Annotated in this window: 17 protein-coding genes and 2 pseudogenes; 15 read left to right on the top strand and 4 right to left on the bottom strand. The window is 61.9% G+C overall.

Annotation, left to right across the window (positions count from 1 at the left end; translation table 11 throughout):
- Positions 1-106: 106 nt before the first annotated feature.
- Together V3587_RS25200 and V3587_RS25195 are read right to left on the bottom strand one after the other, a co-directional pair.
- A pseudogene (locus V3587_RS25200) lies at positions 107-697 on the bottom strand (Bcr/CflA family efflux MFS transporter); the annotation flags it as partial.
- 7 nt (positions 698-704) lie between these two features.
- A complete protein-coding gene (locus V3587_RS25195) occupies positions 705-1556 on the bottom strand; it encodes an alpha/beta fold hydrolase (protein WP_019746496.1) in 852 nt (283 codons plus the stop codon).
- A gap of 101 nt (positions 1557-1657) precedes the next feature.
- Here V3587_RS25195 and V3587_RS25190 point away from each other — a divergent pair, with 101 nt between their 5' ends.
- The 15 genes and pseudogenes from V3587_RS25190 to V3587_RS25120 all read left to right on the top strand — a co-directional run bounded on the left by V3587_RS25190 (position 1658) and on the right by V3587_RS25120 (position 15359).
- Positions 1658-2143: an FAS1-like dehydratase domain-containing protein gene (locus V3587_RS25190; protein ID WP_007731639.1), complete on the top strand. Its 486-nt coding sequence runs from the start codon at positions 1658-1660 to the stop codon at positions 2141-2143.
- Complete coding sequence (locus V3587_RS25185; protein ID WP_007731636.1) at positions 2140-2538, top strand: hypothetical protein; 399 nt, start codon at positions 2140-2142, stop codon at positions 2536-2538. Before V3587_RS25190 ends, V3587_RS25185 begins: the two co-directional genes overlap by 4 nt.
- 81 nt (positions 2539-2619) lie before the next feature.
- Positions 2620-3909, top strand: coding sequence for an aromatic ring-hydroxylating oxygenase subunit alpha (locus V3587_RS25180; RefSeq protein ID WP_007731634.1), 1290 nt, complete (start codon positions 2620-2622; stop codon positions 3907-3909).
- Positions 3910-4031: 122 nt separating this feature from the next.
- Entirely contained in the window at positions 4032-5375 is a 1344-nt protein-coding gene (locus tag V3587_RS25175) for a M20 family metallopeptidase (RefSeq protein WP_007731632.1), read from the top strand.
- The gene (locus V3587_RS25170) at positions 5375-6331 is read left to right on the top strand and encodes a 3-(2,3-dihydroxyphenyl)propionate dioxygenase (RefSeq protein ID WP_007731630.1); all 957 of its coding nucleotides are present in this window, start codon (positions 5375-5377) and stop codon (positions 6329-6331) included. Before V3587_RS25175 ends, V3587_RS25170 begins: the two co-directional genes overlap by 1 nt.
- A gap of 30 nt (positions 6332-6361) precedes the next feature.
- Positions 6362-7234, top strand: coding sequence for an alpha/beta fold hydrolase (locus V3587_RS25165; protein ID WP_019746500.1), 873 nt, complete (start codon positions 6362-6364; stop codon positions 7232-7234).
- Between the two features lie 109 nt (positions 7235-7343).
- Positions 7344-8300 (top strand): NAD(P)-dependent oxidoreductase, encoded by a 957-nt coding sequence (locus V3587_RS25160; RefSeq protein ID WP_019746501.1) that lies wholly within the window; start codon positions 7344-7346, stop codon positions 8298-8300.
- 204 nt (positions 8301-8504) lie between these two features.
- Positions 8505-9488 (top strand): ABC transporter substrate-binding protein, encoded by a 984-nt coding sequence (locus V3587_RS25155; protein ID WP_007731624.1) that lies wholly within the window; start codon positions 8505-8507, stop codon positions 9486-9488.
- Entirely contained in the window at positions 9485-10348 is an 864-nt protein-coding gene (locus tag V3587_RS25150; RefSeq protein WP_007731623.1) for an ABC transporter ATP-binding protein, read from the top strand. Before V3587_RS25155 ends, V3587_RS25150 begins: the two co-directional genes overlap by 4 nt.
- Positions 10345-11181, top strand: a complete 837-nt coding sequence (locus V3587_RS25145) for an ABC transporter permease (RefSeq protein ID WP_019746502.1) — start codon at positions 10345-10347, stop codon at positions 11179-11181. The genes V3587_RS25150 and V3587_RS25145 overlap by 4 nt, the downstream gene beginning before the upstream one ends.
- A gap of 10 nt (positions 11182-11191) precedes the next feature.
- Positions 11192-11980 (top strand): annotated as a pseudogene (locus V3587_RS25140) (class II aldolase/adducin family protein); the annotation flags it as partial.
- Between the two features lie 150 nt (positions 11981-12130).
- On the top strand, positions 12131-13141 hold the full coding sequence (locus V3587_RS25135; RefSeq protein ID WP_007731607.1) for an NAD(P)/FAD-dependent oxidoreductase: 1011 nt from the start codon (positions 12131-12133) through the stop codon (positions 13139-13141).
- Positions 13142-13144: 3 nt separating this feature from the next.
- The gene (locus V3587_RS25130; RefSeq protein WP_007731605.1) at positions 13145-13465 is read left to right on the top strand and encodes a DUF362 domain-containing protein; all 321 of its coding nucleotides are present in this window, start codon (positions 13145-13147) and stop codon (positions 13463-13465) included.
- Positions 13465-14289: an alpha/beta fold hydrolase gene (locus tag V3587_RS25125; RefSeq protein ID WP_007731603.1), complete on the top strand. Its 825-nt coding sequence runs from the start codon at positions 13465-13467 to the stop codon at positions 14287-14289. The genes V3587_RS25130 and V3587_RS25125 overlap by 1 nt, the downstream gene beginning before the upstream one ends.
- Positions 14290-14456: 167 nt before the next feature.
- Positions 14457-15359 (top strand): IclR family transcriptional regulator, encoded by a 903-nt coding sequence (locus V3587_RS25120; protein WP_007731601.1) that lies wholly within the window; start codon positions 14457-14459, stop codon positions 15357-15359.
- Positions 15360-15370: 11 nt separating this feature from the next.
- Here the strand turns inward: V3587_RS25120 and V3587_RS25115 are convergent, their stop codons facing one another.
- Positions 15371-16894, bottom strand: coding sequence for an AMP-binding protein (locus V3587_RS25115; protein ID WP_007731600.1), 1524 nt, complete (start codon positions 16892-16894; stop codon positions 15371-15373).
- Positions 16895-16909: 15 nt separating this feature from the next.
- On the bottom strand, positions 16910-17857 hold the full coding sequence (locus tag V3587_RS25110) for a quinone oxidoreductase family protein (protein ID WP_007731598.1): 948 nt from the start codon (positions 17855-17857) through the stop codon (positions 16910-16912).
- Between the last annotated feature and the right edge of the window lie 21 nt (positions 17858-17878).

Raw genomic sequence — 17878 nt, 5'->3', positions numbered from 1 at the left:
CCGATGGAAGGCAGCACTGAATGCCTTCGAGATAACGTTCGACGGACGGCTGTCTGCCGGACGAAAGTAGTTAGAAACCAATCAATTACACCGTTTTCTGGACAGACCCCGACCGATTCTCGGGTGGAAGTGTTTCCGGCAGCGATACTGCCGCGAGTGCGATCATCGCGATGCCCAGGATGAAGAGAGCGAGAAAGACTCCGCGCCACTGTGTTACGGACATCAGTGCCCCGCCGATGGAGGGGGCCAGGATGGGCGCTACGCCCATGACCAACATCAGCCGCGAAAGTACAACTGCCGCATCGTGTCCGGTGAATAGATCACGAACGATTGCCATCGCGATCACGCCTGTCGCGGCGGCGCCGAAACCTTGAAGGGTTCGCAGCGCAGTGAGGACTTCGATGGACGGAGCAAAGAAGCAGGCCAACGACGCGCCGACGTGAATTACTGTGCCCACGAGCAGGGGACGTCGACGTCCGTAGATGTCGGACAGTGGGCCGATGAGCAACTGGCCGAAAGCCAGACCCAGCAGTGTGCCCGTCAGGGTCAGCTGAACCATCGTGTCCGACGTACCGAATTCCTGCGTGATCTGTGGCAGCGCAGGAAGATACATGTCGACGGTGAACGGCCCGAGGGCGGTGAGAATTCCGAGAAGCAGTACCAATCGGATCCGTGCACCGCCCCTCGGGGCGATCACCGTTCGTTCAGTTGTGCTGTTGGTCAAGGAAACCCGAAACTACACTGTAGTAGTCGTATGGTCGTTCTTCCTGAAGATGATGCGACGCCTTGTCCATGATGTAGAGATGGCCATGGGGAATCATCCGCGCAAGCATGAGCGGGTAGTCCGGGGTGAGGAATGCGTCGTGCATGCCCCAGACGAAGAGCGTCGGCGCCTGGATCTGGCCGAGTTCAGCTGTGAGATCCTGCCAATCGCCACGAGGTGAGTCCGCCGAGGCAGCCAGGGCCATTTCTTCGGGGTCGAGACTTTGCTCGTATCGCATCTGGAGGGTTTCGGCGGGCAACTTCGATCCGTCGAACCATTCGAGACTGGTGATCAAGGTGCGGAGTTTTTCGAGGGTGGGGCCGGTGCCGCCGTAGTAGACGTCGCGGGCGTTGCGGCCACGACGGCCATCCTCGGGGAGCGGCGCGAGTGGACCGTAGAAGACGGGCATGCTGCCCGTGATCACCAGGGAGCGAACGCGTTCCGGGTACTTTGCCGCAAGATTGAGAGCTATGGTGCCGCCCCACGAGTTGCAGACGAAGTCTGCGCGTTCGATTCCGAGTTCGTCGAGCAGGGCAACCACCTTGGCGGCGTGGAAGTCCCACATTGGGCCGGCGATGGTGCACTTGTCGGACCGACCGTATTGCAGCAGATCAACGAGAATCGCTCGTCGATCCGAGGCGAAGAGCGGTGCCACTGGCCCGAAGTCGGACCACGCAGTGCAGCCGGGGCCGCCTCCGTGCAGGAAAATCGTGGGGTCGCCCTCGCCGAGGTCGTAGTAATGGAATGTGACGCCATCTGCTTTGGCGTACAAGCTCTTCGGTTGATCAGCCATGGCTATACCTGACCTCGAGGTGAGCGGTATGGGAAGTATCGCGGTCCGGCAGGCGAACCCGGTTCGTGGCTGTGAGACTTCCGAATGCCTAGCGTGCTGGCATGAGAACAGAACTCGAGCACGCGCGTGATCGCGCGGAGGCGATGATCGGTACGCGGGAAACGCGAGAGTTGGGAACGGTGCGTCCGGCGGAGTCGGTTGCGTTTGCGGTTGCCACCGCCGAGACGGACCCCCGGTTTCTCGACCCGGAGCACCCGGCATTTGCCGTCCATCCGATGTATCTGCCTTCGCTTTTGCGAGGACCGCAAGGTGGCTCCGATCGAGAGTACCGAGCAGACGGCATGTTCCGTGACGAAGTGCCGGGCACAGACGGTATCGACGTGCGCTTGATGGCCGGCGGGCAGAGTGTGACTTTCTTGCGACCGGCCCCGCTGGGTGAGGCTGTCGTCGTAGGGCGAGTACTCGATACCGTGACGACCAAGGGCCGGGCTCCGGACGAGTTTCTGCTGCTCTCGGTCACCAAGACTTACCGGGGTGCGCAGTCCGGCGCATTCGCCGAGGTCGTCGAGAAGTTCATCGTCCGATGACCGAAACAGTAGTCGTGGGCACGCCGATCGAATCGGTGACCTTGGTCTGCGATCCGGTTCGGATCCTTCGATTCGGGGCGTCGACGCACAATTCGCACCGTATTCACTACGACGCCTCCTATGCGCAGACGGAGGGGTTGTCCGCACCGGTGGTGATGGCCCAGTTGCAGGGCACGCTGTTCTTTCGTGCCGCGTCACACTTTGCCGGTGGATACGAAGGAGTTGTGTCCGTCTCCTGGCAGAATCGTGCGCCCGCGCCCGTCGGAACCACACTCGAGGTGTCGGGTGAAGTGTCCCAAATCAACAGTGACCAACTAACTTTGGCATTGCGGGAGCATTCGGACAATGGCGTGCTGTGTGCCGTCGGAACCGCTGTGGTGGTCCGGGTCTGCTGAGCGAACCGAATCCATTGGCGTAGACCGCAATCTCACCCAAGATCTGTTTCATTCAAACGTTCAGTGTCGAGAGGACTTCACATGACTGGTGTCGAGGCGTCGGAAGCCACGTTCGCGCTGCCCGAGCGGCCACGAGCGGCCGGTCGGCAGGATTGGACGGCATGGCCGGGTTACAACGCAGCCGGCAGCGGATACCGCGGTTACTGGTACCCGGTCACGTGGTCGAACCACATCACCAAAGACCCCAAGAGCTTCACCATCTGTGGTGAAAAGCTGGCGATCATCCGCGACGCAGGCAAGGCATATGCCCTGCACGATCGGTGCCCGCACCGCGGCGTTCCGTTGTCCGAGGGCGATCAGCAGTTCCCGGGAACTGTCAGCTGCCCGTACCACGGCTGGACGTACCGACTCACTGACGGCAAGCTGGCCGCGGTCATCACCGACGGTCCGGATTCCAAGATCTGCGGCAAGCTGAACGTCCAGACCTATGCGATCGAGGAGCGACTCGGTCTGGTGTGGGTGTACATCCCGATCGCCAACGAGCCGGCGCCGTCCATCGACGACCAGTTGCCGCGTGAGCTGGTGGAGAACAAGGGTATCGTCGGTGGTCGGATTCAGCCCCGAGAAGGCAACTGGCGCTTCGCATGTGAGAACGGTTTCGACGAGGGACATGCGAAGTACCTGCACCGCACCGCATTGTGGCGTCTGTTCAAGCCGATGCCGACGTGGAACATCACGAGCATCGTTCCGGAGGGACGCTGGATCTACCGCGTGCAGGAAGAGGTGTACTGGGAGGCGGAATTCCCGGGCGTGGGAACCTGGACGAACAAGCGGTGGTGGAAGAAGAAGCCGGACGAGACCCAGATTTCGCAGATCGGAAACGTCGGCGCCGGTCTGGACGTCAATCCTGTGATCGCAGCTCAGAACTTCCCCGGTTTTGCTTCACTGTCCATGCCGGGTGTCCTGCGCATCGCGTACCCCAAGTTCATTCACTACGAGTTCTACGTCCCGGTGGACGAAGACAACCACAAGTACGTCGGCCTCATGGTCAACTTCGTCTCCGGCGCAGCAAAATTGGGCTTCTACGCCAAGTACCTCGGCGCGATCCGCTGGCTGTTCCACGGTCAGTTCTCGGGTCAGGATGCGTGGATGGTCGAGGTCACCGACGCACCGCCGGAGAAGCTGTACCGACCGGACGTGTCGCTGACGACGTGGCGAAATCTGGCAGAGGAAGAGTACGCCGAGAAGATCGCCGACGCGGCCAAGCACACCCCCAAGGCGCCGGTCAGGCCCACCCGAGAGCGCCGGACGCCAACGCCCCGCTCGGCCCCTGTCGCCGACGCTCAGATTCCCACCGGCACCAGCGAATAGGAGAGATACATGTTCAAGATTCTGACGGCTGTCGCTATCGGTGCCGCTGTTGCAGTGGCAGTTCCCAAGCTGTGGCAGCTGGCCGGCGAGCGCAGCAATACTCAGGTACATCAGGTCAATCCATGACCACTGCGAGGGCCGATGCTCTCGCAGGCCTAGGCGACGAGCGCCGGGAATGGGTCGAGCGAGCCTACGCCCATGTCGATCGTGCGCGATTGCGGGATCTCGCCACTTCGGTGGTCAACATTCCCAGTCCGACGGGTGACGAAGCACCGCTGGCCCGCCACATCACGGCGGTCCTGGCAGCGTCGGGCATCGAGGCCCACACAATGGATCTCGATGATCGGCAGGCGAACTCGTGGGGAAGGCTCCGCGGTGACGGGTCGGGACCGGACCTGTTGCTGTATGCGCCGATCGACACCGTCACGACCGGCGATCCGGCGGAAGACCTGCCGTGGGTGGGAAATGAGCTGCGAGCGGATCTGACGCCGCACGCCCAGTTCGACGAGAACTACGTGATCGGATTGGGTGCGTCGAACCCCAAAGGCCACGCCGTCTGCATTGTCGCGGCGGCCGAAGCAATTGCCGCAGCCGGTATTCCGCTCCGCGGTGACCTGGTGCTCGGATTCGGCGCCGGTGGTATGCCGACCAATGCCCGCCCCGGTGTCGGAAACCCCCGACGCAACACCGGCCAGGGCGTCGGCTGCTCGTTCCTCCTGGAACAGGGAGTGTGGGCGGACTGCGCGTTGATCGCCAAGCCCGGCTGGACGGTTTCCTGGGAAGAAGTGGGACTGGCCTGGTTCGAGATCACGGTGCACGGTCTGCACACCTACGTCGGCTCGCGCCACCGGTTGCCGTACCGCAACGCGATTACCGCAGCCGGCGAGGTGGTCGCCAAGTTGGAGGAATGGTTCCCGAAGTACTCGGCGGCGCATCAGGACGGTTTGGTTGCGCCTCAGGGGATCGTTGCCAACATCCGCGGCGGGTGGGAGCGAACAGCGTCGTTCACCCCCGAGCAGGTGCGCCTTACCGTTGATCTACGGCTCAGCCCGCGGACGACGCCCACCGCGGCCAAGCGCGAACTCAAAGCCGTCGTTGCGGAGATCGCACAATCGCTGGATCTGCAGATCGACGTCGAACAGGTTCTTGCCATCCCCGGTGAGGGTTCCGACCCTCGAATGTGGTTGCGCCGCGCCGCAGTCCACGCGTGGGAAGCTGCCGAAGGAGAGCCGCATCAGGACTTCTTCGACGCGAGTGGAGCCACCGACGCAAACATCCTGCGCAGCCGCGGCATCCCGACGATTCGGGTGGGTATGCCCAAGGTGGTCGACGCACCGTTCGAGGTGGACTTCGCGATGGGGATGAACACTGTGGACCTGGCTGCGGCGGAGAGATTTACGAAGTATCTGATCCGAGTGGCCCTCGACACCGTCACCCGCTCGCTCGAGGAAGTAGGAATCGACTGATGGCGAAGATAGTTCTGGGTATCGGTGCCTCCCACAGCACCTTGATGAACACCCATTGGGAAGAGACGACGCACAAGGCGGAGGCCGAACGCTTCCGGGACGCGCTGTATCTGAGCCGGGAGAAGATCGCGGCGTCGAAACCCGATGTTGTCTTGATTCTCGGCTCCAACCACTTTCGCGGTTTCTGGCTGGATCTGATTCCGGCGTTCACTCTCGGCGTCGGAGAGTGCATTTCCAGTGGCGAGTCAGGAACACCCAAGGGGCCGCAACGGGTCGACGTGGAGTTCGCCAGGCACCTTGCAAACGAGCTGATCGAAGGTGGCCGGTTCGATCTTGCCTACTCGGCGCGATTGCAGATCGATCATGGTCAGTCTCACGCGATTCAGTACCTTCTCGACGGAATCGATGTTCCGATAGTTCCGTTGGTGGTCAACGTATTCGCGCCGCCCCTCCCGACGTTCAAGCGATGTGAGGAAGTGGCGAAGGCCCTGCGGGATGCCGTTGCGTCGTATCCGGCGGATACCCGGGTCGTGGTGATCGCGTCCGGTGGATTGTCTCATCGTCTGCCCTGGCCGGACTGGCGGGATCCGCACGGTGAGGACGAGGATTTCATGGTTCAAGCCTGGCTGGACGGCCGGGAGAACTGGTCCGACTACGACGTCCGGCGACGCCAGATCATCCGCGCAGCCGATGCCGCGATCACTCCGGAGTTCGATGACCGAATTCTTGATCTGTTTGCCAGCGGCAAGGCAAGTGAGCTTGCCGAGTTCACGACGCAGCAGATCGAAGACGAGGCGGGCAACGGTGCGCAGGAGTTGCGGACCTGGCTCATGATGGCCGCGATGCTCGACTACGTTCCGGGTGAACGCCTTGCCTACGAAGCGATTCCCGAGTGGCTCACCGGTATGGGTGTCACGATTCTCGATCCAGCTGGAACAGACAGCGCAACAACATAATCTGCACCTTCAGTAAAGGAAGTTTCTCTGATGACAATCTGGAACGAACTTGCCGGGCTCGATTTCGAGTTGACGACCGTCGACGCCGGCGGTGTGCCCACGCGCTCTCTGCAGGCAGGATCCGGTGACGAGGCCGTGATCTTCCTGCACGGCACCAGCGGACACCTCGAGGCATTTGCACGCAATATTGCACCGCACGCCGAGTCTTACCGGGTTCACGCGATCGACATGCTCGGCCATGGTTACACCGGCAAGCCTGACTACCCGTACGAGATTCCGCGCTACGTCGAGCATTTGGTGAACTACCTCGACGCGGTCGGACTGGACCGTGTGCACTTGGTGGGTGAAAGCCTCGGTGGTTGGGTCGCTGCCTACCTGGCCAGCGAGCAGCCCGAACGTGTTCTGTCGCTGCAGTTGCTGGCAGCAGGCGGAACAGTCGCGAACCCGGTAGTCATGGAGCGCATCAAGACGTCGACCGCGAAGGCCGTCCAGAGTGACGACATCGAATTGACCCGCGCACGTATGCAGTTGCTCATGCATGATCCCGCCGATGCAACCGAGGAATTGGTTCAGGCTCGTCACCGGATCTACCATCAGCCTGACTTTGTCGCCAACATCCACAACCTCCTTTCCTTGCAGGAGATGGAGGTTCGCCAGCGGAACCTGCTGCGCCCGGATCGAATGGCACTCATCAAGGCGCCGACTCTTGTGGTCTGGGGTCAGGAAAATCCGTTCGGTGATGTTCCGGAAGCGAAGAAGATGGCCGAGGATATTCCGGGCGCTCAGCTCGAACTCTACTCGGAGTGCGGTCACTGGCCGCAGCACGAGCAGGCAGCGAAGTACAACCCGCTGAGCCTCGAGTTCTTGGCAAAGGCATCAGCCAGCGCGAAGGCAGCTATCTGAGAAGTTCCTGCCAAATATGCTGCTGCGTAATGGAGCCGGTCTCTCGATTGGGAGGCCGGCTTCCGCGTTTTCGAAGGTACAGTCATCGTCTTACAGCGAAGGAGTTCTCGTGAAGAAAGTACTTCTGCTGACGGCCGACGCCGACAACGGACTCGGTACCGCAATCCGTGACGCCGTCAGGGGTGAGGCGGAGGTAGTTCGATTACCTGAGCGCACCACGGGGGCGCTCCGTGCGGAGTTGCCGACATGCGACGTCGTGGTGGGGGACTGGAGTGGTGATCTGCCACTGGGCAAGGAGGAAGCAGAGCTCGGCCGGAATGTGCTCCTCGTCCAACAGCCTGGTGCCGGAACCAATTTCATCGATGCCGAAGCCTGGCGCGCCGCCGGAGTTCCGGTGGCGAATACTCCCGGTGCAAACGCGAACTCGGTTGCGGAGTGGGCAGTGCTCGCGGCAGGTGTGTTGTGCCGCTCCATGTTCTGGGCGCACAACGAGGTTACCGATGGTCGATGGCCACAGGAATCCATCCTGACGCGCGATTGCCGCGATCTGGCGCAGCGCCGGGTCGGCGTCGTAGGTGTTGGTTCGATCGGCCGCCGGTGTGCAGAATTGTTTGCCGCCTTCGGTTGCGACGTCTACGTCACCGCGCGTTCGAGACCGCGTGACACTGTGGCTGCGACGTTTGTGTCACTCGACGAGTTACTGCCTCTCGCGGATGTCCTGGTGCTGGCCGTCCCGCTTACGGAATCAACTCGGGGACTGATCAATTCCCATCGAGTTGCGCAGTTGCCCACCGGAGCGATCGTGGTCAATGTGGCGCGCGGCGCTGTCGTCGACGACGCGGCATTGGCGCGTGCCTTGCGTTCCAGGCATGTCGGCGGCGCTGCGCTCGATGTGTTCGACGTTGAACCACTACCGATTTCGAGCCCGCTCCGTGGATTCGATTCGACCCTCCTGAGCCCGCACGTCGCCGGCGGCAGCGCCGGAGCGCGTGCGTCGATCTATTCGATGACGGCGCAGAATGTCGCCAGTGCGCTGCGCTCGCAGACAATTCGGTGGACATTGTGATTCGGTGGACATTGTGATCGAGGGCCGTGTTACCGAAGTATTTCGGTCCGCACGTTCCTCCAGGTGCAGTGTTTCGCCGAGGTAAGTTCCTGTCCCCGGTCCGCACGGTGGACCCGGTTGGTTCTCGGGTGTAGGTACACACAGCTAGGTTTGCTCTCCACGACCCGCAACTGCGGCACAGATCACAAACAAAGGTGTGAGTAGATGGCCTCGCTGTCAAAGTTTGGAAGGACTGCTCTTGTTTCGGCTGCGCTGCTGCTGACCGTTGCAACCGGCGCATGCAGCCGCCCGGCGACGCAAAGCACAGCTGATTCTGCCGGAAGTGGACCACTGCGTATCGCAGTCGGAATCGATGCTTCCTACGCTCCGTTCTTCGTAGCGGATCAGGAAGGCATGTTCGACGCTGCCGGTTTGGACGTCGAACTCGTCCAGTTCGGTCGTGGTGGCGAGGCCGTCGACGCACTCTCGACCGGGCAGGTCCAGATCGCCGGTAGCTCCGATACGACAACGATCGCCCAGTTGCGTCAGAATCCGTCGTTGCGCGCGATGTACTCGTACGAGGCGTCGGGTGACTACATCAAGGTCGTGCTGCGTAACGGTGTCGACTCACCGGCTGCGATCAAGAAGATGGGCATCGTCCCGGGTCTCAGCCAGATTTCGACGGACAAGTACCTCGCTGCCAATTCCATTGCCCCCGGTTCGGTCGAGATGATCTCGGCGACCCCGACGGACATGCCCGCACTGCTCAGTCGCGGCGACATCGACGGGTTTGTCCTGTGGGAGCCGTGGCCGGCCACCGCCCTGGATCAGGGAACCGGCCACGTGGTGGCAGTAACCGGAGACTACGGCTGGTTCTATCATCATTGGGCGATCACGACGGCTCCGTGGTTGTCGGCCAACGAAGAGACAGCGCGAACCGTCGCGAAGGTGCTCGACGAGGCAACGCGCAAGGTCGAGTCGGATCCGGGCGTGGCAGCGTCCGCGACCAAGGCGGCTGTGAACGTCAGCGAGGATCAGACTATTGCCGCGGTGGACGAGATCGACTTCGCCGTGGTGAATCTCGAAGCTGCGGATGTCGAGTCGGCTCAATCGATCGTAGATTTCTACAAGTCGATCGGTGTTCTCAGCGACCAGCCGGATCTCGAATCGGCAATGCTTCTGGATTGGTACAAGGATGGTGCACAGTGAGTATCGCAACAAGTGGTTCAACGACCAGCTCGACGAATAGCGCGGGGACAGCCGGCCCCGGCAAGAAGAACACCGGTGTTGCCATCGACGTGGTCGACCTCGGAATCAGCTTCGGCGCGGCGGAGATCGTCGCCGGAATCGACATGCACGTGCAGCCAGGTGAATTCGTCTGTCTGCTCGGTCCGAGTGGCTGCGGCAAGTCGACGCTGCTGTCGTCCATGGCCGGCTTCGTGGAACCCAGCGCCGGCGAGATCGTGTGCGACGGAGATGTCGTCGCCGGCAGTAACCGCCACGCCGGCATGGTGTTTCAGAGCTCCGAAGCGTTGTTCGAATGGATGACCGTGAGCCAGAACGTGGCCTACGGCCCCAGGATGCGTGGAGCGAACCGCAGCGAGCAGGCGAGTATCGCGGCCGAGTACCTCGCGATGGTCGGCTTGCCCCACGCGGGTGCGAAGTTCCCCTCGCAGCTGTCCGGCGGTATGCGGCAACGTGTTCAGATCGCACGAGTTCTTGCCAACCAGCCGTCGTTGGTTCTCATGGACGAGCCGTTCGGTGCGTTGGACGCTCAGACTCGTCAGGTTCTGCAGACCGAACTCGACCGTATCTGGCGGCACACCCGCTGCACCGTGGTATTCGTGACTCACGATATCGACGAGGCACTGACGTTGGCTGACCGTGTGATCGTGATGTCGGCCGGCCCGCGGGCCCGGATCAAGAGCGTCTACGAGGTCAATGCGGCTCGTCCGCGAGACCGCAACGATCCCGAGGTGATCGAGCTCTACGAGAAGCTGCGGGACGACATTCGGGCAGAAGTGGTTGCGTCGCTGCGGAACCAAGGCATTGAGGAGGACGAGCTGTGACGGCTGTAGTGACCGGTGGTTCAGCCGGTGTGAGAACAGCGAAGGTGGCGGAGACAAAAAAGCGTTCGTCGGCGCGGCGATCCAAGATTGTCAAAGCGACGCTGATGTATGCAGCCTCAGCGGCAATCGGTTTGGGCATCTGGTCGTTCCTGGCGTGGTGGTACGGGCCGACCACCATTGCATCACCGGCCGAAGTATGGTCGGCGGCACAGGAACTGTGGGAGAGCGGCGTTCTGTGGTCGTCGATCACCGCATCGGGTCAGCGAATTCTCATCGGCTGGTTCCTGGGTGTCGTGATCGGTGCTCCCGTCGGAATTCTGATGGGCCGCATTTCCATCGTGCGACAGCTCCTCGATCCGTACATCGAGTTCTTCCGGTTCATTCCGCCTATTGCGTTTGTCACTCTCGCCGTCGTCTGGTTCGGCATCGGTGAGACGTCGAAGGTTGTTCTGATCTTCTACACCTCGGTATTCATCGTCACGGTCAGCACGATTGCCGCGACTGTAGCGATCAGCGAGAACAAACTGCAGGCAGCGGCAAATCTTGGTGCCAACAAACTTCAGATCATGAAGACGGTGGTCTTGCCGTCGTCGATCCCCGGCATCGTCACGGGCGCTCGCCTGGCGATGGGCAACAGCTTCCTCACCATCGTGTCGGCGGAGATCGTCGCCGCCGACCAGGGTATCGGTTCGATGATCTGGCAGGCTCGAAACTACGGCCGGATCGACTGGACGTTCGTCGGCATCATCGTCCTGGGCATCATGGGCTTCATCTTCGACCGGATTCTCCGCATTCTGTCCTCGCGGTACCTCGCGCGTTACGGCGTCAAATAGTCAGGAGCGCAGCATGAATCACCCGCTGAGCATTGCCGAGCAGGCCGGAATTCCGGGACCGCCCGAGTTCACCGATATCGAGAGTGAGCGGCGTCGTCGCAAGACCGCTGTCATCGGCGGGTATCGGATTTTGTCGAAATTCGGTTTGGACGAGGGAATCTCGGGACATATCACCGCCCGAGACCCAGAAGATCCGGAGACTTTCTGGACTGCGCCGTTCGGGCGGCACTTCTCCCAGGTTCAGCCGGAGGAATTGCTGCATGTGGCGTCGGACGGCGCGGTCATTTCCGGAGACGGACCGCTCAACCGAGCAGCGTTTGTCATCCACAGCAAGGTTCACGAGGCTCGTCCCGACGTCATCGGAGCTGTTCACGCTCACGGTTTGAACGGTAAGGCGTTCTCCTCGCTGCACACCCGCCTCACGCCGATCACTCAGGACGCGTGCGCCTTTCACGAGGATCACTCGATCTACGAGGAGTATCACGGGGTGGCGCTGGACGAAGAGGAGGGGATTCGCATCGCGGATGCCCTCGGATCGAACAAGGCCGTGATCCTCGCCAACCACGGTCATCTGACCGTCGGAACTTCCGTGGAGAGCGCAGTGTGGTGGTATGTGTCGATGGAGCGGTCGATGCAGGCGGAGTTGACGGCGCGAGCCGCCGGTGATCCGGTTGTCCTGCACGAGAAGATCGCGGCGCAGACCTACGAAGCAGTCGGCACCGAGAAGGTGGGGTGGTTTGCGTACTCGACCATCATCCAGAAGATCGCAGCAGACGAACCCGAGGTATTCGCGCACTGAATTCTTCGCGCACTGAATTCCTGCGAGCATTGGGCCCGTCGACCGAGAGGTCGGCGGGCCCTTTTCGTGTTGTCCCGCAACTGTTACCGAGGTCTGTTGAGCGGACCGGTTTCATTTGCGTGAGTCCGTCGGCGCAATACCGTATCGAGTGTGAACAAAACGTCTTCCACGGCGACCGACAACGAGATCGGCGTCGATATTCTGATCATTGGTGCCGGCCCCGCCGGGCTGTACGGCGCGTACTACGCAGGCTTCCGCGGCCTCTCGGTTGCCGTGATCGATGCCCTTGCGGAACCGGGGGGACAGGTCAGTGCGATGTACCCGGAGAAGGCGATCCTCGACATCGCGGGATTCCCTTCGGTCAAGGGACGCAACCTCATCGAGGGTTTGATGGCGCAGGCTGCCCCGTTCGATCCGGTGTACCTTCTGGGCATGCAGGCTCGTGAGCTGTCGCATGACGACGACGGCCGGGTGCGGATCACCACCAGCACGGGCCAGGTCGTGGTGGCCGGCGCGGTTGTCATCACCGGCGGCATCGGAACCTTCACCCCGCGTCCGTTGGCGAAGGGTTCGGAGTTCATGGATCGGGGGCTGAGTTACTTCGTCCCGGATTTGTCGGCGCACACCGGGAAAGACGTTGTCATCGTCGGTGGCGGCGACAGCGCGTTCGACTGGGCCGTTCACCTGGAACCAATTGCCAAGTCCGTCACCCTGGTTCACCGGCGAGATCGTTTCCGCGCGCACAAATCCACAGTCGCCAAGGTGCAGGAAAGCAGTGTCCAGGTTCTCGTCAACGCCGATGTCTCGGCGGTACGTGGAAACGGGTGGATCGGCGAGGTCGACATCACCCACAAACAAGACAAGAGCACGTCCACGCTGCTCGCTCAATCCGTCATCGCTGCATTGGGATTCACGGCCGACCTCGGTCCGATGATGGAGTGGGGAATCGAGATCGACAATCGCCACATCGCGGTGAACACACGGATGGAGACGAATGTTCCGCGTGTGTATGCCGCCGGGGACATCACGGACTATCCCGGCAAGGTCCGCTTGATCGCCGTCGGTTTCGGCGAGGCCGCGACTGCGGTGAACAACGCTGCGGCAGTGCTGGATCCGGAAGCAGAAATCTTCCCTGGACACTCCACCGAACAGGAGAGCTAGGCAATGGCATTTGTCATCGGTGAAGCATGCATCGACTACACGGACCGATCATGCATGGAAGAATGCCCCGTGGATTGCATCTACGAGGGTGATCGCAAGCTCTACATCAACCCGAACGAATGCATCGATTGCGGCGCTTGCGAATTGGCCTGCCCGGTGGAGGCGATCACCGTCGACCGGAAAGCAGACCCGGATTTCAAGGAAGACAACAAGCGCTTCTTCCTCGAGGTCTTGCCTACCCGTAGCGAGCCCGTCGGAAATCCGGGTGGTTCGGCAAAGATCGACATCGTCGGCGTCGATACCCCGATGGTTGCGGCGTTCTGATGGCTGGCGGCCTGCAACTCGGATACGTTGATTCGTCTTTCGGGCAATTGCATTACGCGCAGCAAGGTTCGGGTGAGGCGATTCTCCTGCTTCATCAGGCGCCCCGGTCGTGGGACGAGTTCCGCGAGTTCATTCCACTCCTTGCCGACGACTTCCGCGTTGTCGCGATGGACATGCCGGGGTACGGCAACAGTGCTCCGGTGCCCGGCCCGCAGACCATCGAGACCTATGCGCGAGGCGCGTGGGAATTGCTCGACACCCTGGGCGTCGATCGAGTCACGGTCATCGGTCACCACACCGGTGCGGCAGTGGCGCTCGAGATGGCGGCATCACGCCCCGAGAGGGTGCACGCTGCCGTGCTCTCGTCGTGCCCGTGGACCGACCGCAACTACCGCGAGGGGCACTCGGGACCCGGTGGGATCGACTGCGTCGACCGGGCCGCAGACGGTAGCCATCTGACCAGGCTGTGGGAGATGCGTCGCCCCTACTACCCCGAACCAGGCACCGCACTGCTCGACAGGTTCATCCGAGACGCGCTTGCCTACCGGGTAGATCCGGCGGAGGGGCACAAAGCCTGCGCCCGCTACGTCATGGAGGCGAGAGTCGGTTCGGTGACTGCGCCGGTTTTGCTGATCGGCGCGCAGAAGGATCCCTTCTCGATGCCTAACATTGCGCCGTTACGTGCACACCTGACGGGTGCGGCAGTGGTGGAAACGGAGATCGTCGAATCGGGGACCGTCGCACTCGTCGAGGAGCACGCTCCGCAGATTGCATCCGCCGTCCGCATGTTTCTGGAGAATTACGCAGGTAGGCGCCCCGTGTAAACTCTGCGGGACGGGTTCACTGAGCGGACCGTGTGGCGTGCGTCTCATCGTGTCGTCACCATAGTGTCAGTCTCGAAGCACCTGCACCTAACGAGGACCCCGACCGATCTCGGTCGTTGTGGCACTCGGTCTCGGCAGGCTGTCACAGATCGTTCAGGAGGACACTCATGGCCGCTCCACAACAATCCGTCGGGTTCGGATCCGTACTACCCATCGCGTCGGAAACGACCGCTGCATCGCAGCCTGCAGGTGAACTGTCCTCGGTCCTGGGCAAGGCTCGAATGATCTTGGACGCTTTCGACACCGACCACAGTGACCTGTCTCTGACGGAGCTCACCCGGCGCAGTGGGGTCGCGAAAGCGACGGTTCACCGGTTGGCCGGCGAGCTGGTCGAGTGGGGATTGCTCGAGCGCGCGGGTACCAAGTACCGGCTCGGCCTGCGATTGTTCGAGCTGGGCCAATTGGTGCCGCGTCAGCGGATTCTGCGCGACGCGGCGCTGCCGTACATGGAGGACCTACTGCTGGCGACGCAGGAGACGGTTCACTTTGCGGTTCGTGACGGCATCGACGTCCTCTACATCGAGAAGATCATCGGACACCGCGGGCTGAATCAGCAGTCGCGGGTGGCCGGTCGGCTCCCGCTGTACTGCACCGCCACCGGCAAGATCATCCTTGCCTTCTCCCCGCAATCGGTCTTCGACGAGGTAGTCGAGCAGGGTTTCACCGCCTTGACCAGTCGAACGACGATGTCCGTCAGCGTGCTGCGCCAGCAAACCGAGCGGATGCGTAAGGAACAACTCGCGGTGGAGGTCGAGGAGACACGGCTCGGGTACATGAGCGTCGCAGTGCCGGTGTTCAGCGGCCCGCGCACTCTGGCCGGCGCGTTGTCTGTGACAGCGCCGACGGCTCGCCTCAACGTCAGCCGCATCACAGGGGCCCTGCGCACTGCCGGCGCCGGAATCACCCGAAAACTTCATGCCATGAAGTGCACACATTCGCCGAGCGACCCGCTGGCTCTGCGCACGATCTGCAGTCCGGTGATGTGTTCGTTCAACGGTTGCGGCAAGTAGCGAGGCGCGGTCTATCGCCGGGCGCGGAACACGCTCTTCTCGCAATCCCAGGTGTGTGGGCCGACGCCCCTCTCACGTAGCACTGCTTTCTGTACCTTGCCGGTTTCGGTGAGTGGCAACGTGTCCACGACGTCGATGTACCGGGGAAGTGCAAAGTACGGCAGCTGTTGCTGGGAGAACTCCAGAATCGAAATGGGGTCGAAAGATACTCCGGGGCGCAGTATTACAGTTGCCATGACGTCGTCCTCGGCCAGATCCGACGGTACCGGGAAGACGGCAACCTGACCGACCGACGGATGCAACGCCAGAACGGTTTCCACTTCGGCCCCGGAAATATTTTCACCGCGGCGCCGAATCACGTCTTTGATGCGATCGACAAATCGGAACCAGCCGTCTGCTTCCCGAATCACCCTGTCACCGGTCTGTATCCAACTCTCCGTCGCCGGAATCTCCTCGCCCAGATAGCCCAGTGAACAGGCGCCGGGGATCGTGCTGCGGACCACCAGTTCGCCGGGCTCCCCGTCTGCGGCAGCAGTACCGTCGTTGACGACTGCGGCGTCGTAGCCACTCATCACCCGCCCCATGTACCCGGCCCGCCGATCTCCCGGAAGTGTGCCGATCACGAGATTGGTTTCGGTACTTCCGAATCCGTCCACGAGTTCTACACCGAATCTCTGGGCAAACGGTTCGATCAGATGAGCCGGCGTTGCGGGGGCAAGTGCCACGTGGACGCTGTGCTGTCGGTCTTGCGGCGATGGGTCCGCGTTCATCAACATGGCCACCATCGCACCCAGCAGGTAGTCGACAGTTGCGCCGATCTCGCGAACTTCGCGCCAATGATTGCGGACCGAAAAGCGTTGTCCCAGGAAAAAAGTAGACCCGGCCCAAAGGGACTGAACAAAGGCATTGAGAGCATTGGTGTGAAACAGCGGCAGGCAGTTGTACAGCACATCGTCCCCGGTGAGCCCGAGTGAGGCGCCGACGCCTTTGCCCCACTGCAGGAACTGCGCGTGCGGGCATCGGACGCCTCGGGGCAGACCGGTGGTGCCGGAGGTGAAGAGTATCGCGGCCAGGTCGAGCGGATCGAGGGTCTCGGGCTCACAGCCCGGATGCGAACCGGCAGTGGGGACGCACTGTTCACCCATGACCCACACGGTGCCGTCGAATCCGGCTACAGCGCCTGAGTATTCGGGTGAAACCAGGATCCGTTGTACACCAGCCTGTTCGAGTGCGCTGGCAACACTGTCGGCTCGGAGGGCCGTATTGAGTGGGACGACAACCGCACCGATCCACGCGCATCCGAGAACAAGGTCTGCCAGTTCGATCCTGTTGCCGGACAGTGCCGCCACGCGCTCCCCACGGCCGACACCGTGATTACGGAGATCCGCCCCCATCGACGCTGCACGATCCCGCAATTCGCGGTAGGTGACCGTGATCCCGTCGACGACGAGCGCCGGGTGCTCCGGACGCTCCAAAGCTCGCCTCCGGATCAAATCCGGAAGCGAGCGCGGAATGGCATGTGCGTCGTGGTGCATGGGTAATTGTATCCCTCAGGGTACGACGACGGCCCGGCCGGCAACCTTGCCCTCACCCATCAACTGCAGTGCCGTTGCGATGTCATCCAGCGGAAACTCCTGCACTGCAACGGAAATCTTGCCTTCGATGAGCAGCCGGATCATTTCAGGTGCCAGTTCGGCTTGCCGGGCAGTCTTGCGAATCATGTTGACGGGCAGGATCCGGACATCGCTGAGCAACCAGTTCGGTAAGTCCAGGGTGAGGCTCTTACCCAAGGTATATCCGATCAGGGCAGCCCGGCCACCGGGGACAACACTCGCCAGAAGGTGCGGCAAGCCGTCGCCGCCAAGCGTGTCGATCACGGCGTCGACGGAAGGCTCGGATCCCACCACTCCGGCAAGTTCGTCGCCTTGCCCGACGACGGGACGCACACCCTCCGGAAGCAAGGCAGCCTGATCTTCGCGCGGTACAACACCGATTACCTCGGACGCTCCGGCAAGCAGAGCGAACTGTGCTGCCATCGATCCGACAGCGCCGGATGCTCCGGCGACAACAACTCGTTCGCCGGGAGCGACGGCTGCAATGTCGTTGACGGCAACATAGCCGGTTGTGCTGGGCAGGAAGAAGGTTGCGGCGACGGCCGGCGACAGTGCGGGATCAAAGGGTGTGAACGCCTTGTCTGCCGCTACCAGATACTCAGCCCAGCAACCGTTCTTGAACAGGCCGACTCCGCCGCCTCGGACCAGAAGGCGGGTGCCAGGCTCATAGGTGTCGGATTCGATTACCGTCGCCGCTCCGTCTGTTCCACCGATATGTGGCAGGTTCGGCTTGACTCCGAAGTTTCCGCTCGCGACGGTGATGTCGAGATGGCCGAGCGCGGCAGCGTCGATGCGCACGAGCGTCTGACCGGATTCACGTGTGGGAATGTCGATGTCGTCGATGACCGGTGAAGTGCCGAACTGATGGAGTCGGGCCGCGCGCATTGTGTCTCCTAGTAGCGATCT

The sequence above is a fragment of the Rhodococcus sp. IEGM 1306 genome (assembly GCF_036541985.1).
Lineage (GTDB): Bacteria > Actinomycetota > Actinomycetes > Mycobacteriales > Mycobacteriaceae > Rhodococcus_F > Rhodococcus_F qingshengii.
This window is presented reverse-complemented; position numbering and strand designations above follow the sequence as displayed.